This window comes from Enterococcus sp. AZ080, from assembly GCF_051714945.1.
Classification (GTDB): Bacteria; Bacillota; Bacilli; order Lactobacillales; family Enterococcaceae; genus Enterococcus_B; species Enterococcus_B pernyi.
The window spans coordinates 1,419,739-1,436,670 of record NZ_JBIOSV010000001.1 but is presented as its reverse complement, the minus strand read 5'-3'; the positions used below and the strand labels follow the sequence as shown (position 1 = coordinate 1,436,670).

The window sequence follows — 16,932 nt, the reverse complement described above, 5'->3', positions numbered from 1 at the left end:
ATGAAGTTTTATACGCCCATACTAATAGCCCAAAGACGAAACGAAGGATTCAGTCTTTGGGCTATTATTTTGTTACTACAACGCTTACTTCTTGTATTCCTTTAACAATCCTTTTTGGATCAACTCTTGTTTTTCTTTCAAATTCAATAAATTTTCTTGGTAGTTTTGCGTATACATCAAGGAGTATAAGGTATTCAAGACATAGTCGAAGGCAATTTGAGAAGAGAATGTAGCAACTTTCGCAAAATCATACTCTTCTTGAGACACGACCAACCGCATGGCTGCTTTCTTTGCCATTTCAGACTGTTCATTTCCTGTGATCAATAAACTAGGTGCGCCAATATGTGCTAGATAGGTAAGAATACGTTCGTAATGATGGATGCGTCCACTATAGCTAATAAAAATCCCGCAGTCATTTTCCGTCAAATTAGCCGCATTCCAGGACGAATCGCTATATTCTTCGGCTAAGATCAAGAACTTATTTAGTTTAACTAATTTATTTTGGAATTTCCGAGCAGTTGTTTGCGAATCACCTTTTGCAAATAAGAAAATGCGCTCTGCTTTGTTTAAAACAGTCGCGATGGTTTCTAACGATTGATCTTCCATTTGAAATTGCGCTTTTTTGATAGCTTGAATGGATAGATCTGCCATTTTTTTGGCAATCATCTTCGCATCATCATCAACGGTAAAAGGAAAATTAGGATCGATGACTTGATTGAACTGAGCAACCAGTTGGTGGACTTCTCGTCCTAATTCAAAGCGAAATTCTTTAAATCCGCTATAGCCGATTTTTTTACAGAATCGGATAATGGCGGAATGGGAGGTATAGGTCTCCTTTGCCAGCTCTTCAATCGTCATATAAACTGCTGCTTCCAAATTCATCCGCAGATAATCGGCGATCCGTTTTTCATTTGTAGTAAATGTTTCTTGTTGGGTTAATTTTTCTTCGATAAGCATCCATCACACACCTCCAAATCTATCTTACTGAATAACTAGAAAAATAACCACTTCTTTTTACAGTAGTCTAAGATTGAACATCTTTTTCAAAAATATCGACATTCTTTCAATTTCTTTGAACATTTCTACCAAAAAAACTAGAGTCGGCTTTCTTTTACCTATTGTGCGCTATACTCAAGAAAAGAAATCATTCGAAAGTAGGAGGAAACGACATGTTAACAATCGCATATTTAGGTAATGGTAAAAGTACCAATCGCTATCATTTACCCTTCTCAAGAAGGCTACCAGACAAAATCAACGTCAAAAAAATCTACTCTCCATCAGCACCAATTTGGGAAACTTTTGATGAGATCGAATATACCGATCAATTGTCTGATCTGTGGAATGATCCTGAAATCCAATTAGTAGTCATCACGACACCAAGCCAATTTCATGCAGAATACGCCAAACTTGCTTTGGAAAATGGCAAGAACGTGTTAGTCGAAAAACCTTTTGCAGAAACTTCAAAAGAAGCAAAAGAATTATTCGATTTAGCAGCGGAAAAAGGACTATTTATCCAATGTTATCAAAATCGCCGCTTTGATTCGGACTTTTTGACTGTCCAAAAAGTGATCGAAAGTGGAAAGCTTGGTGATATTTTAGAAGTGGAAATGCACTATGACTACTTCCGTCCAGAAATCCCAGAGGGTACAAAGGAATTTTCAGTTGCCAACAGCTACTTATATGGCCATGCTTGTCATACAGTGGATCAGGTCCTTTCTTATTTTGGTGAACCAGATGATATCCATTACGATGTCCGTCAATTACTAGGAACCGGCCGAATGAATGATTACTTTGACTTAGACTTTTACTACGGTCGAATGAAAGTTTCGATCAAATCAAGTTATTTCCGTATCAAAGAACGTCCTAGTTTTGTTGCCTATGGCAAAAAAGGGATGTTTGTCAAACAAACAAAAGACCGACAAGAAGAACACTTGAAAATGTTCTATATGCCTGAAAACGCGGACTTCGGGATTGATCAACCGGAACACTATGGTGTATTGACCTATATTGATAAAGAAGGAACTTATCATGAAGAGAAAGTTGTTTCTGAAGTCGGAGATTATCGCCGAGTGTACGAAGGAATCTACGAAACGTTGATCAATGGTGCAGAAAAAATCGTAAAAGATGAAGAAACGTTATTACAAATGAAAATATTAGAAACAGGTATCCAACAGATTGAAGAAGCAAAAACTGCATTTGAAAATTAAGGATATTGTTACATCCAAAAGGGGATACTCTTTTTCCAAGTAATGAAAGAATCGAGCCGTAAATCCAAAGGATGATTTACGGTTTTTTCGTTTATCCTGCCCACTGATTCACACAATGCAACAACAAATTCTCAAAGAGCAAATGCTAAATTTTCATTCGCCTTTTGTTTGATTTTCTGTTACTATTTAGTAAACAGTAAACAAGAGGTGAGTAAATGGCATCTATACGTGATATCGCAAAAATCGCTGGGGTTTCAGCAGCGAGTGTTTCCCGTATCCTGAATGAAGATCCCACATTTAGCATCAACGAACAAACGAGGATACGTGTGATTGAAATTGCCAATCAATTAAATTATTCTGTTGATAAAAATAAACGCGGCAGTCGAAGTTTAGGAGATGAAATGACGATTGCCTTGATCGTTCGACATCAAGAAGAAGCAGAATTAGATGATCCCTATTTTCGCAAAATCCGTGGTGGCATTGAAAAAGAAGCAGCAAAGTGGCGTTTTCGCACGATCCGTGCTTTCCATATGAGAGATGCCCATAAAGAATGGAAAGAGTTAGCGAAATATGGTGCAGTGATCATGATCAGTGAAATGACGATTGAAGCAACGAAAAAAATCGCTACAATCAATCCCAACTTGATCTTGGTGGATAATTACTCGAACTCTGAGGAATTTGATTGTATCCAAACCGACTTCCAACAAAAAACCGTTGAAGTATTAGAAGTTCTCTATAAGAAAGGCCATCGAAACATCGCATTTATCGGTGGATACAGCAGTCAAGTAGCTGAAAACGGTGAAGTTCATAAAAACAAAGAAGAGATCCGAGCGGAATCTTACCTTAAATGGATGAAATTAAATGGCCTGCCACATTATGCCAACACCTATCAAGGAAACTGGAAACCTGAAGATGGCCTTCGTTTAGGCAAAGAGTTATTGGCGCAATCCTCACCGCCCACAGCAGTTATCGTCGCCAGTGATCCGATGGCAGTAGGTGTCTATAAAGCAATCAGTGAAGCAAATAAAAAAATCCCTGATGATATTGCTGTCGTGAGCTTTGATGATATCGAAATGGCTCAATTCATGACACCAAGCTTATCAAGTATCAAGGCAAATCCGGAAGAAATGGGGCGTTTAGCTGTACGCTTAGCGAAGGAACGCATGTTAAAAGAACGAACGATGCCGATTCGTGTGATCTGTCACAGTGAATTCGTCTTACGAGATTCCATCGGACAGGACAGTCCGCTTTTAGATTAACTCATTTTGCACATTTAACCCTTGAAAAAGTTCGAGAATCTCTCTTTCTCGAACTTTTTTTGTGTTCTCTCTTGTGTAAACATTAAGTAAACAATTATACTCACCAAGTAAACGTTTGCACATATTAAATAAAAGGAGTTATCCCACATGAAATTTGTCGATAAATTAGCTGAAAAAATGGTGCCCGCTGCAACGCTGATCGCAAATAATAAATATCTACTCAGTCTCCGAGATGGTTTTATGATGGCTTTTCCCGCAACAATGTTTGCTTCCATCATGATCATTATCCAAAATTTGCCAACAACATTTGGCTTCGCTACTTTTCTGCCAGAAGCATTCAATACCTTTTTAAATGAGTTCTTTGGTCCTGTTGGCAATGCGACAATGAGTATTTCTGCACTTTTTATTGTATTTGGGATTGGTTATCAATTGGCTGGGCACTACAAACAACCACAAATCTTTGCTGGTGCCATTTCACTTTCTTGTTTCATCATGCTGTTACCGTTTGGGAGCGATGAAACCATGGGTACGTTTATTCCTTTATCGAAGCTAGGCGCTGAAGGGATGTTCGTGGGTATCTTGACAGCGATCGTCGCTACAGAAATCTATAGCCGGATCAGTCGCTCAGGGTTTACGATCAAAATGCCAGAATCTGTACCGCCGATGATTGCTGAATCTTTTGTGGCCATCATCCCTGGAGCTGCTCCTTTGTTTTTATTCAACATCATCCGCTATCTATTTACTTTTACCACCTGGGGAAATGCAGTCGATTTCGTTTATCAGATGTTGCAACAACCTTTGATGGGACTTGGCGGAACTTTACCAGCTGTATTGATCGCTGTTTTCTTTACGCAACTTTTCTGGTGGTTCGGTATCCATGGCACGTTAGTCATCAATGCAGTGATTGATCCAATCATGGGTGCTTTAGCCATCGAAAACTTTGAAGCATATAAAAATGGCGTTGAGCAGTTGCCACATATCATCAATACGACCTTTATGGGGGTGTTCGTCAATCAAGGAATGCAACTTGGTATTTCGATCACGATGGCGTTCTTTATTGCTCGCTCCATCCGAATGAAGAAAACGATGAAAACGATCATGGCGCCAGCGATCTTTAATGTATCAGAACCAATGACTTTTGGACTGCCCGTCGTGCTGAACCCTATAGCATTCATCCCTTGGATTCTAGCGCCACTAGCTTCTACCACGATTTCATACTTTGCGATTTACTTCGGCTTCGTTCCTCGTCCAATCGGGGCAACGGTTGTCTGGACGACTCCGATTTTACTGTCAGGGTGGTTAGGAACTGGTTCGATCACCGGCGCACTTTTACAAATCGTAACAGTAGTTGTGATGACACTGATCTGGGTGCCTTTCTTAGTTGCAATGGACCGTGAATATTTGAAGGAAGAACGCCAACAAGTGAAACAAGAAAAAGAAAACCAACTGATGGATGGAAAAATCACCATAGAAGAACAGTAGGGAGTGATTCGTATGCGGATCGATACCTTGAACTACCGAAAGAAAATACCGACACACTCCGCACATTTTTACCAAGTACTTCTTGAAGAACAATTAAACTATTTTCACAGCAAGGACTCTTCAATTACCGAGCTGACAGAAGGAGCAGCCGTCACGACTGCGCTTCAAACAAAACTAGGGCAAGCAACTGTCGAAAGTACGCTAACGATCCAACGTTTAGTCAAAGATGAACTACTTGAAATGACTACTGATTACTCCGGTGGAAAAATCATTCAAACCTACCAACTGAAACGTCATGATGAGCAGCAGTTCACATTGTATTATTCTGAAAGAAATGAACTGGTTGATGCCAAAACGCAGCTGAGTTTGCTTTTTGTCCTGCCATTTTATAAATTCTTTTACAATCGTCAGTTAGCCAAAAGAGTCAATTATTTGATACAAAAGCTCTGATTTCTCCATAAACAAGGAATGGAGGAACAAAACGTCGTTCTCTTCATTCCTTGTCTGTTTTACTAACTAAAAATTAAGAGGTGTTGCCTTCCATGATTGAACAATTAAATAACCGCATATTTCACATGAATAATTCGCAAGTTAGCTTTATTCTCCATGTCATGCAAAATGGACAGATCGAGCAGATTTATTACGGGAAACCTTTACATGGCTTATCTGTCGAAGAAATCGACTACTTGGTCACAGATCAAAATAAATCTGCTGGAACAGTCAAGTTTTTTGAAGATGACCCTAACTTTACGTTGACTGATCATCCACAAGCATATCCTGTGTATGGTTCTTCTGATTTCAAAGAAGGCGCGATCGAACTTTCAAGCAACCAAACGCCTTACTACACAGATTTCCGCTTTGTCAAAGCCACGACTAAAAAAGGCAAGAAAAGAACCTTAAACTGTCCCGCTACCTATGGGAATGAGGAAGAAACTGAAACACTCTCATTGCGATTAATGGATCAGGAGCGTCAGTTAGAAATAATACTTCATTACACATTATTTTACGATTCCACCGCCATTGTACAAAGTCAGACGCTGATCAATCAATCTGAGGCAGAGTTACAGATCCATCGCATGCTTTCAGGGGTCTTGAATCTTTCTACCAAAGCATATGATTTCACTCATTTTTCAGGTGCTTGGTTAAAAGAACGGCATGAAAAGAAACGACCGCTTGAACAAGGAGTCGTAGCAATTGGCTCACTAAAAGGTGCAAGTAGCCATCAGCATAATCCCTTTATCCGGCTAGAACATCAAAATTCAACGCTTGATCAAGGAGAGGTCTATGGAATGAATCTCGTTTATTCCGGTAATTTTCTCGCTCAAGCAGAAGTGGATGAATGGGATAAAACGCGAGTGATGATCGGTATCCATCCGACACAATTTACTTGGGCATTAGCGCCTAAGGAAAGCTTTACGACACCCGAAGCAGTCTTGATGTATAGCGCTGCAGGTACGAATGGTCTTGCCAAACAATTGACACATTTTATCGAAAACTATCTGATTGATCGTCAATGGCAAGACACGCCACGGCCAATCGTCTTCAACAACTGGGAAGCAACGTATTTCGATTTTACTGAGGAAAAACTCTTGTCCCTTGCGACCATTGGAAAAGAATTAGGGATGGAATGTTTTGTCTTAGATGATGGCTGGTTCGGCAAACGAAACAATGATCGTTCCTCATTAGGTGACTGGACGCCTGATAAGCAAAAATTCCCACACGGTTTGGCTTCCTTTGCAACAAAGCTCAAAAACATGGGTCTTCAATTCGGCATGTGGTTCGAGCCTGAAATGATCTCTCCTGATAGTCAGTTATTGGAAAAACATCCAGATTGGGTGGTGAAACATCCCTATTCACGTATCTCGGTGGGACGTGGACAATATGTGCTTGATTTTGCGAATCCGGCGGTTGTTGAAGGAATCTATGAGCAAATGGCAAAGATCATCGAAGAAACGAATTTAACTTATATCAAATGGGATATGAACCGCAATATTACTGAAGCCTATTCCGCTTATTTAGAAAAACAAGGGATGCATCAACAGGAGTTTTTCCATCGCTATGTCCAAGGCGTCTACACGCTTTACGGTAAATTATTGACCAGCTATCCTGATCTTTTGATTGAAGGTTGTGCTGGCGGGGGAGGGAGATATGATTTAGGTATCTTATTTTATAGTCCGCAAATCTGGCCTAGTGATACCAGTGATGGGTTGGAACGCTTAAGTATTCTTAGCGGAACAATGGCAGGATACCCCCTTTCTAGCTTTAGTAATCACGTCTCTGCTTCTCCGAATCATCAAGTATTACGTGAGACCTCTTTATCATTCCGCCAAGATGTAGCCATGTTTGGGCCTTTAGGCTATGAATTAGACCTATTGACTTTGACAGAAGCAGAAAAACAACAGATCAGCGACCGGATCACTTTTTACAAAGCCCATCGTCAGTTGCTGACTCATGGTGAATTTCTCCAGATCTTGCCAAATCATCCGTATGATAATGAAATTTGTTGGGGGGTATTTAATCACGATCGGTCAGAAGCAATCATTGGTTTTTATCAAAAATTAGGACGTGCAAATCCAGCTGCACAGGCATATTTACCACTTCCAGAATGCCTGAATAAGGATAGTTATTATCAAATCAATGAAAAAGAAACGATTAGCGGTCATTTCCTGATGAATGTTGGTCTGAAAAAACCACATTTGTTCAATGGAGCCAACCATACGACGTACCAACTTGCAGGAGACTGTCAATCATTCGTCTATCATTTGGTAGAAAGGAGGGAAATGAAGTGAAGACTTATAATGACACACGTTTACTCCATGGTGGGGATTATAATCCGGAACAATGGTTGAATCACCCTGAAGTTTTGAAAAAAGATTTTGAGTTGATGGACAAAGCACATGTCAATACCGTAACTGTCGGGATCTTTTCATGGAGTACATTAGAACCAGAAGAAGGGGTTTATCACTTTGACTGGTTGGATAAAGTGTTTGAAGAGATGCACAAACGTCAAGGACGTGTGATCTTGGCCACACCAAGTGGCGGACGACCGCAATGGCTGAGTGAAAAATATCCAGAGGTGAATCGAACGAATGCAAAAGGACAAAAGCATCATCATGGCTTTCGCCATAACCATTGCTACACATCCCCTATTTATCGAAAAAAAGTCCAGCAAATCAATCGGCGTTTAGCTGAACGATATGGTGTCCATCCGGCATTATTGCTGTGGCATATCAGTAATGAATACTCAGGAGAATGCTACTGTCCACTTTGTGCAGCCAAATGGCGTGAGTGGGTCAAAGCGAAATATCAAACCTTAGAAGCGGTGAATGACGCTTGGTGGATGACATTTTGGAGTAATGATTATTCCAGTTGGTCACAAGTTGTACCACCTTCGCCTCTTGGAGAACATAAAGTACATGGCATGGACTTAGACTGGAAACGATTTGTGACAGATCGGACGATCGATTTCTTTTTACATGAAATCGAACCGATCAGAGAACTCACACCAGCAATCCCAGTAACGACTAATTTTATGGCAGAAGGCCATGATCAACATGACTTTATTCCCTTGGAAGGACTTGATTATTCCCGATTTGCTGAAGTTGTAGATATCGTCAGTTGGGATAGCTACCCCGACTGGCATAACCCGTACGAATCCTTACATGTGACCGCCATGAAATCAGCTTACGTCCACGATCAATATCGTTCATTGAAGAAACAACCGTTTCTCGTGATGGAATCGACGCCTAGTTACGTGAATTGGCACGCATTCAACAAGGCGAAGAAGCCAGGGATGCACCTGCTCAGTGGGATGCAACAACTGGCACATGGGTCAGATAGCACACTCTATTTTCAATGGCGGCAATCACTAGGAAATTCCGAAAAATTCCACGGGGCGGTGATCGAACATGACAATTCAGAAAACAATCGAGTCTTCCAAGAAGTAGCGGCTTACGGAAAACGATTAGACACTTTGTCTTCGATCAAAGGTACACAAACAGAGGCAAAAGTCGCTATTTTATTTGACTGGGAAAGCAATTGGGCATTAAAAAGAGGCGGTGGTTTTGGTCGTCCAACTCGTCGTTATATCCAAACACTACAAGAACATTACCGATTCTTTTGGGAAAGAGATATCGCTGTTGATATTTTGACGCCAAATCAAGACTTCTCTAATTATGCTTTAGTCGTTGCACCAATGCTCTATTTGATGCGGGAAGAAACAATGGTTGCACTCTCAGAGTATGTCAAAAATGGTGGTACGTTGATTGGTAGCTATTTTACCGGAATGGTCAATGAACACGATCGGTTACATCTTGGAGAATGGTCACAAGTATTGCAAACACTTTTTGGTGTCTTGCCAAAAGAGCTTGATACGCTTTATCCAGGTGAACACAATCAAATCCTTTACAAGGAACAAACGTATCAAACAAAAGACTACTGTGGTATCGTCAAAGAAACGACAGGGAAGGTGAGGGCTACTTACCAAAAGGACTTTTATACTGGTACGCCAGCTTTAGTTGAAAATCGCTTAGGGAAGGGGACTGCTTATTATTTAGCGGCTCGTACCAATCTCGATTTTTTAGAAGTATTTTACCAACCGATCATCGAAAAATTAGCGTTGCAACAAGGAATCGTTAAGGCATCACATCCAAAAGTATCGATTCAATCGCGAACAGATGGGACACAGAGTTATTACTTTCTAATGAACTTTTCTGATGAGATGCAACAACTTGAGTTACTTGATCCTCACTTGGCTATCGAAACAAATCAAACGCTTACTGGTATACTAACGTTTGCACCTTACGAAGTGAAAATTCTAAGGAAAGAAAATTAATACGAATGAATACGCCTTTATGTTTTGACAGTTATTTTATTCTTGTTGTAGGATAGAGACAGAGCAACAAGGAGGACGAGAACATGACAAATTATGATGGAGAAAAAGAAAAACGCTTAAGAGGGTCAATGGCGCCTAAAACAGATGATGAAGTTGCATTAGCCGGAACTAATTCAGGTGAAACAACAAATAAAGAAGAGGCGTTAGCTGGGACCAACTCCGGGGAAGAAAAAGAAGTCGCGATGTCTGGTTCAAATGCTGTGGAAGAAGAGTCTGAGCATCCTACAAAGAAACATCATTTGAAGAACGAACTAGAAGAAGTGGTAGAAGAAGCGAAAGAAAAATTTGACGCTTTTAAAACGAAACACAAAGAATAAGTAATCAAAAAAAGAACTTGTATCCACATGAGCCATGTTGAAGGCTTACGGATGCAAGTTCTTTTCTATTTTTTCAAAATAAGTCAAAAAGAGTTTTTTTCGGACCAGCCTTTCATTATAAACTATGATTGCTTATTGTATGTCTAAAGGAGGTGAAACATAGTGGTTGGTCAAACAGACATCATTCAATTATTGACAAAATATTTTATCAATAACACATCTATGATCATCGGTATCACAAGTTTTGTTATTGTTTTGTGTGTTTTTATTTCTGTAAAAATGGTTGCACAACCTAAAATGGAGAAACCATCTAAACAAGCACTCGCCAAAAGTCGGTATAAAAAGAGTAAGTAATCACTGGAACAAAGAGGAGTAGGGGGAAAAAGAAAATGGGCATGTTCTGGGTTTCAACATTTATTGCGCAACAGCAGGAAAATTTTTCACCATCTAGTCAAGCAGGTAAGCTTGCTGCTTTTGTTATGGCGTTTATTATTCAGTTTGGTTTTTCTGGCTTTTTTACGGTTTACTTACTTGTCGTAATTATTTGGCAAATATTCAAATATATAAAAAGAGTGACTCGTAAAGATCGCAGGCATTTTAAAAAAGAAGTTGCGGCTTCATATAAAGTCCAAGAAGAAAGAGTTAAAAGCAATATAGAAAAAGAAAAGGCCCGAGCAAGTAGACAAAGTGATGTCTTTGAGCCATGGAACCAGAATGAGGAGTAAAAAGATTGAGGAACTTTATACTGTATCAGTTTCATCGATTATTCAATACAAATACATATCGGGAAATGTTATTCCAACGAATCAACGAAGCCATCTATTCGACTTATCATGCTGCAAACTATCCTAAATTTACTGGTGAAAATGAAATGGAGCGGTTAGCTAAGAAGCTCAATCGCAGCGAAAGAAGAAAAAACTTGCTCCCTAAACTTGGTGATCCACTCTATAAAAAACCTTCTTCAAGAATTTATGTCGAAGATTTACAACTAAAAATTTCTCCTACTCGTTTGGAAGAAGATCCTAATTTTAGTTATATTTCACGACAATCCAGTACCAATTCTTTACCTGATGAACATCAAACTTATCAACCAACAAAACCTGAACTTATGTCTTTACGATCTAAAGTTAAAAACCTTTCACCGCAAATGACTGCTTTAGCAAAAGCAAATGATCCTTCAACTAAAGAATTGCCCACTTCTCGTAAAGAAATACCAAGAGTGAGAAGAACACAATCTGACTATAAACGTTATTGACTTTCTATAAAAAAAAATTATAGTATATATAATTTCTATATTATTGAAAAATGATGGTAATCGATTTATAATTTTCATGAAAATAACAAAGAACGGATGAAAGGTGTGTTAGACATGAAAAAAACAAGTCGTAAAGTTGTAATCGTAGGTACAGGATTTGTCGGTACAAGTATTGCTTATGCGATGATCAATCAAGGTGTTGCCAATGAACTTGTCTTAATCGATGTCAACCAAGAAAAAGCAGAAGGAGAAGCTTTAGACTTACTAGATGGAATGGCGTGGGGCGAAAAGAACGTTTCTGTATGGTCTGGCACGTATGAAGAATGTCAAGATGCAAATCTAGTGATCTTAACTGCTGGCGTGAACCAAAAACCTGGTCAAACTCGCTTAGATCTAGTGAAAACAAATGCAACAATCACTCGTCAAATCGTTAAAGAAGTAATGGCTTCAGGATTTGATGGTATCTTCGTTGTTGCTTCAAACCCAGTCGATATTTTAACTTACTTAACATGGCAAGAATCTGGTTTACCAGCTTCAAGAGTGGTAGGAACTGGAACAACTTTAGATACAACTCGATTCAGAAAAGAAATTGCTTTGAAACTTGCAGTTGATCCACGTAGCGTACACGGTTATATCTTAGGTGAGCATGGGGATTCAGAAGTAGCTGCTTGGTCACATACTACAGTCGGTGGTAAACCAATCATGGAATATGTTGAGAAAGATCATCGTTTAGAAGAAAATGATTTAACCGTACTTGCTGACAAAGTAAAAAATGCAGCTTATGAAATCATTGACCGTAAAAAAGCAACTTATTACGGTATTGGTATGAGTACGACTCGAATCGTCAAAGCCATCCTAAATAATGAACAAGCTGTACTACCAGTTTCAGCTTACTTAAATGGCGAGTATGGTGAAGAAGATATCTTTACTGGTGTGCCATCGATCGTTGATGAAAATGGGGTAAGAGAAATCATTGATCTATCGATCACACCTCAAGAAAAAGCAATGTTCCATCAATCAGTCAGTGAATTAAAAGCCGTACTTGATACTGTACGCTAACATCAGCAATGAAATGAACAAAAAACGGGAACAATCGGAATAGCAAAAAAATTATTTCCGATTGTTCCCGTTTTTTTTGATGATAGAAGAGTATATAGAAAAGAAAGGAGTATTTATGGGTATAGCTATTATTAATGAAAAAATAATGCCTTTAGTTGGTATTGCGTTTCTATTATGGATCGTGATTCTCAGTTTATTACTTATCTCTTTACTATGGAAGAATAAGAAAGCAAAGTACAGCTGGGATAAAAAAGGAGCCAAGGTTGTTCCGTTAGTTTTTGCTGTTGTTTTACATATTCTATTTGGCGTATTTATTGGGATTATTTTTTATCATATTTCTGTGATCCACTTTTAGTGATAACGGATTCATAAATGTAAAAGAAGAACAAGTTATACCTAAATATTCCTAACCCTCTGCAAAATAATACCTTATGCTATTCAAAATACTCAAGTATACTATCTAGGAGGATTGAAGAATGAATAGGCAAAGAATAAATGCATTGGAAGCCGAACTTTCTGCATTAGAAGCTAAAAAACGCTTTTTAGCTTCTGTCACAGAGGCCGAAAAAAGGCTACCTATTAAAAATTCAAGTTTTAAAGCACACAATGTGACGTAGCAATTGAACGAGTGAATGTAGAAAGGAACATCCAGAAAGTCCGCAGTGAATTATCCAGATTAAGAGATCAAGAAAAATCAAATGTTGTGCGCTCTGGACCTTCTTGGCAACGCTAGACTACGATATTATTGTACGGAACCGCCTCACTTCTTTATGAATTCGTTTATTAGCATTCCTTCAAATCGTAAAGAAGTGGGGTAGATAAAAAAATAGCTAGAACTCTTACAATTTGTTAAATTTATCAACGATTTTTTTCTTCTCCGTTGCGATTTTTTCTAAGTCTAAAATCGCTTTCTTGGCACGCATCAGCTCGATCATTTCAATCATATCTTGTTCATTGGCTTCATTTAATATGTACTGTTTGATTTTTTCTTTCTCTAGTTTGACAATTTTCATTTTTTATCACCTCAGTTATTATTCTATAGATAACATATCACATTAAGCTTGGCCTAAGAGAACCAAAAAAGTGATTTTCGAGGAAAATAAGGAACTTAAATAGCTAAGTTATTTAAAGTAATAATAATAGAATAAGATTGCTAAACTGATCGTTAACATGCGATTTATGAATAAACATATGGAATTAGTAAAACATACTATTAGAATGACTGATATAGATTAGTTGATATTGACGAAGTCATAAAAAATTCTTGAGACCAACTGAAATCTGATGCAAGAATGTCAATCTGATATTTTGTAGATTGTAGGAATATAGATTTAAAATCTAAGTTTTCTGTAAACAGATGGTTGGTAAGTAATAGAAAATAAACAAATCAAGTGCAAAATAATTTTAAAATTTTGCAGAAGGGCCAAAAATCGGTTTTGTGGTAAAATTCGGATTAATTCAGGTTGATAATGGTTTATACTTCATTTGAATCTACTTTGTATAATATATATTATGTAAACTAGAATAAATAAAAAATGATTACGTTCATAATTCCTCGTTCTAACCTCTCTCACTAATCGTAAATTTCCATAATTCTCTAGTTTTTTTGTTATCTGTATTTATTTTTATCATTTGCGCTTTTTTAAGTCATTTTAAGAAAAGTTCGTCCGTAGCTTCGGAAAAAATAAACTACAGACGAACATAATTAAACTTAACTAAGAGAAAATCCTTCAGGTAATTCTTTAAAATAATTCTTTAAAACAGATGTGTCCATTTTTTCACTTCGATATAGGCTACTGGAATAAAAGATAAACCAAGAACCCATAGCCAGTTGGAAAGTCCAATCGTAACAAATCCAAAGATATGTTGTGTCAGAGGGATTGTCACTAATAAGACAATGATCAATGCACCAATTGCTGTAGTTAAGACTAGCAATGGATTGCCCAAAAATTTCAATCGTAAAATAGATACTTCACTGCGACAATTATACATATGGCTGATCGTGGATAACCCTAAGACAATAAATGTCATTGTTTCAGCAATCGCTACTGATTGTGTACGACCAATAACTATAGCCAATAATGTGACGACGGTAAACACGACAGAGATTTCCAGGATCTTAAAGGTCAATCCTCGTGAAAAAATGCTATCGTATTTATGGATCGGTTGTTTTTCCATATTTTTTTCCTCTGCAGGTTCGACACTTAAACTAAAACCAGGGATGCCATCTGCGACTACTTTGATGATCAATAATTGGATCGCTGTGACTGGCGCCCCCCAACCTAAGATCAAAGAAATCAATACGATCGTTAAAGCTGAAATATTACAACCTAACATGGCATATAGAGATTTACGGATATTTTGATACACTCTGCGCCCCTCTTCTACCGCTTGGACGATCGTTGCAAAATGATCGTCTACTAAAACCATATCAGAAGCTTCCTTCGCCACTTCCGTTCCACTCCCCATAGCAATGCCGACGTCCGCTGCTTTTAATGCCGGAGCGTCGTTCACTCCGTCCCCTGTCATGGCGACGATTTCGTCATTTTGTTGAAAAGCTTTAACGATTCGTATCTTGTCCTCAGGTGACGTTCGAGCAAACACTCGACATCTATCGATAGTTTCGGCTAACTGTTTGTCACCCATTCTTTTCAGTTCCGCCCCTGTCATTGCCTGGTCTCCTTCTCCCATTATCCCTACTTCTTTAGCAATACGTGAAGCTGTTAATAAATGATCGCCAGTGATCATAACGGTTTTGATCCCTGCTTTTTTGGCTATTTCCACTGCCTTTGCTGCTTCTTTCCTCGCTGGATCGATAATGCCGATAAAGCCGGCAAATTTCAACTCCTCCTCTAGTTCTTCCTCTGATAATTCTTCAATCGGTTGCTGGAATATCTTGTACGCTACTCCTAATACACGGTACGCTTGATCAGCAAGTTGATCATGTTCCGCTTGGTAATGTTCGCTTGGATTCACCAAGTGCAGCCGATCGAATGCTCCTTTTGTGACTGAAAAATATTCTTGACCCATACGATAGACGACTGTCATACGTTTTCTTTTTGAATCAAAGGGCAATTCTTTGATTTTTTTCAAGTCAGAAAGAGATTCCTGTAATTCTTTCTCCGAAAATCGATCTTTTACAGCTTTTTGAATCGCTAATTCCGTTGGATTGCCCCCTCCATCGTTCTCAGAAGAACCACTCGCAAGATAAAACAGTAAAAGTAGATTTTTTTCCTTGTCTTTAGTGAAGTCTATAAGAATAGGTAATTCTGTTAGAGGAACGATTTTTTTTAACGTCATTTTATTTTCAGTGATCGTACCCGTTTTATCTGAACAAATCACAGAGACACCGCCTACTGTTTCAACAGTTGAAGGTGTTCGAACAATGGTTTTCTTAATTGCCATATTCCCCATTCCCACAGCTAAAGAGATGGTTACGACAACCGGTAATACTTCTGGTATTGCTGCAACTGCCATTGAAATTGCAGTCATGATACTTGATTCCACACTCAAACCTTTTACTAAACCAATTACAATTGCTAAGAAACCAGCAGTAATTGCGACTATTCCTAGTACTTTACCCAATCTTTGCATTTTGATTTGCAGTGGTGCGACATGCGTTCCTTCATTCGTGATTAAATGAGAGATTTTTCCGATTTCTGTAGCTTTACCAGTTTTTTCTACTAAAATCGTTGCTTTACCTGTCACAACCAATGAACCTGAAAATACTAGGTCTTTACGATCACTCAATGCTTCAATATCACTAGCACGATAAGAAGCGTCCTTTTCACTCGGTTCACTTTCTCCAGTCAAAAATGATTCGTCAACAAAGAAATTAGTACTTGTAATTACTTTCGCGTCAGCAGGGACACGATCACCCAATTTAAGTTGTACGATATCACCAGGAACGATCTCAGAGCTGTTGATTTCTTTAACGGAACTTTCTCTCAAGACACGGCTAGATGGCGTACTCATTTTTTTCAGTTGATCCATTGATTTTTCCGCACTTTTTTGTTGCTGTATCGACAAATAAAGATTTAATAGGACAATTGAAAAGATGACAATCGGTTCTGTAAAATCATCCGGATGTGTTTGATAAGCAATAAACGTAGATAGTCCTGTGGCAACAAGTAAAATCAAAATCGTGATATCTTTCATTGCTTCTTTGAAATAAACAATAAAAGATTTAGTTGACTGAGTGTCAATCGAGTTTACACCGTAGTATTCTAATCGATCGTTTGCTTCTTGTTCCGTCAATCCTTTTTGTCTATCTGTCTGTAAGTTTTCTATTTTCATTCTGCCTATTCCCTCCCAAAACAAAAAGGAGCCAGGCAAACGAACCATTAAAGCCTACGGTTCGTTTGTCTGACTCCTACAAGATCGTTCCGGCGAACGCTCTTAAGTCATAAATTTTTTATGAAGTTATTATTTCACAGTTCAAGCAATGGGTCAAGGGAGA

The 16,932-nt window shown here is 38.4% G+C and carries 16 protein-coding genes; 13 read left to right on the top strand and 3 right to left on the bottom strand.

The window, feature by feature from the left end:
- Window positions 1–84: 84 nt before the first annotated feature.
- Window positions 85–957, bottom strand: a complete 873-nt coding sequence (locus tag IGK01_RS06770) for a MurR/RpiR family transcriptional regulator (RefSeq protein ID WP_010735467.1) — start codon at window positions 955–957, stop codon at window positions 85–87.
- A 212-nt stretch (window positions 958–1,169) separates the two neighbouring features.
- Between IGK01_RS06770 and IGK01_RS06765 the strand changes: the two genes are divergently transcribed.
- The 13 genes from IGK01_RS06765 (at window position 1,170) to IGK01_RS06705 (ending at window position 13,090) form a co-directional block, all read left to right on the top strand.
- Complete coding sequence (locus IGK01_RS06765) at window positions 1,170–2,207, top strand: Gfo/Idh/MocA family oxidoreductase (protein ID WP_010735468.1); 1,038 nt, start codon at window positions 1,170–1,172, stop codon at window positions 2,205–2,207.
- Between the two features lie 215 nt (window positions 2,208–2,422).
- Window positions 2,423–3,466, top strand: coding sequence for a LacI family DNA-binding transcriptional regulator (locus IGK01_RS06760; protein WP_438840603.1), 1,044 nt, complete (start codon window positions 2,423–2,425; stop codon window positions 3,464–3,466).
- 147 nt (window positions 3,467–3,613) lie between these two features.
- Complete coding sequence (locus tag IGK01_RS06755) at window positions 3,614–4,948, top strand: PTS sugar transporter subunit IIC (RefSeq protein ID WP_010735470.1); 1,335 nt, start codon at window positions 3,614–3,616, stop codon at window positions 4,946–4,948.
- Window positions 4,949–4,960: 12 nt separating this feature from the next.
- Window positions 4,961–5,398 carry a DUF3284 domain-containing protein gene (locus IGK01_RS06750; protein WP_153829836.1) on the top strand — a complete coding sequence of 146 codons (438 nt, stop codon included), beginning with the start codon at window positions 4,961–4,963 and terminating at the stop codon, window positions 5,396–5,398.
- A 92-nt stretch (window positions 5,399–5,490) separates the two neighbouring features.
- Window positions 5,491–7,737, top strand: a complete 2,247-nt coding sequence (locus tag IGK01_RS06745) for an alpha-galactosidase (protein WP_438840602.1) — start codon at window positions 5,491–5,493, stop codon at window positions 7,735–7,737.
- On the top strand, window positions 7,734–9,782 hold the full coding sequence (locus tag IGK01_RS06740) for a beta-galactosidase (RefSeq protein WP_244063030.1): 2,049 nt from the start codon (window positions 7,734–7,736) through the stop codon (window positions 9,780–9,782). Before IGK01_RS06745 ends, IGK01_RS06740 begins: the two co-directional genes overlap by 4 nt.
- 83 nt (window positions 9,783–9,865) lie before the next feature.
- Window positions 9,866–10,159, top strand: a complete 294-nt coding sequence (locus IGK01_RS06735) for an rRNA processing protein (protein WP_438840601.1) — start codon at window positions 9,866–9,868, stop codon at window positions 10,157–10,159.
- A 162-nt stretch (window positions 10,160–10,321) separates the two neighbouring features.
- Complete coding sequence (locus IGK01_RS06730; protein WP_019724541.1) at window positions 10,322–10,513, top strand: hypothetical protein; 192 nt, start codon at window positions 10,322–10,324, stop codon at window positions 10,511–10,513.
- A 35-nt stretch (window positions 10,514–10,548) separates the two neighbouring features.
- Window positions 10,549–10,884, top strand: coding sequence for a hypothetical protein (locus IGK01_RS06725; protein WP_077151333.1), 336 nt, complete (start codon window positions 10,549–10,551; stop codon window positions 10,882–10,884).
- A gap of 5 nt (window positions 10,885–10,889) precedes the next feature.
- The gene (locus tag IGK01_RS06720; protein ID WP_077151334.1) at window positions 10,890–11,414 is read left to right on the top strand and encodes a hypothetical protein; all 525 of its coding nucleotides are present in this window, start codon (window positions 10,890–10,892) and stop codon (window positions 11,412–11,414) included.
- A gap of 114 nt (window positions 11,415–11,528) precedes the next feature.
- The gene (locus IGK01_RS06715; RefSeq protein WP_034688252.1) at window positions 11,529–12,473 is read left to right on the top strand and encodes an L-lactate dehydrogenase; all 945 of its coding nucleotides are present in this window, start codon (window positions 11,529–11,531) and stop codon (window positions 12,471–12,473) included.
- Window positions 12,474–12,588: 115 nt separating this feature from the next.
- The gene (locus tag IGK01_RS06710) at window positions 12,589–12,828 is read left to right on the top strand and encodes a hypothetical protein (protein WP_081398701.1); all 240 of its coding nucleotides are present in this window, start codon (window positions 12,589–12,591) and stop codon (window positions 12,826–12,828) included.
- A gap of 121 nt (window positions 12,829–12,949) precedes the next feature.
- Entirely contained in the window at window positions 12,950–13,090 is a 141-nt protein-coding gene (locus IGK01_RS06705; RefSeq protein ID WP_438748019.1) for a hypothetical protein, read from the top strand.
- A 222-nt stretch (window positions 13,091–13,312) separates the two neighbouring features.
- On the opposite strand, the gene IGK01_RS06700 is transcribed toward IGK01_RS06705, so the two are convergent.
- Together IGK01_RS06700 and IGK01_RS06695 are read right to left on the bottom strand one after the other, a co-directional pair.
- A complete protein-coding gene (locus IGK01_RS06700) occupies window positions 13,313–13,486 on the bottom strand; it encodes a hypothetical protein (RefSeq protein WP_179099911.1) in 174 nt (57 codons plus the stop codon).
- Between the two features lie 742 nt (window positions 13,487–14,228).
- The gene (locus IGK01_RS06695) at window positions 14,229–16,769 is read right to left on the bottom strand and encodes a cation-translocating P-type ATPase (protein ID WP_438840600.1); all 2,541 of its coding nucleotides are present in this window, start codon (window positions 16,767–16,769) and stop codon (window positions 14,229–14,231) included.
- Window positions 16,770–16,932: the final 163 nt, after the last annotated feature.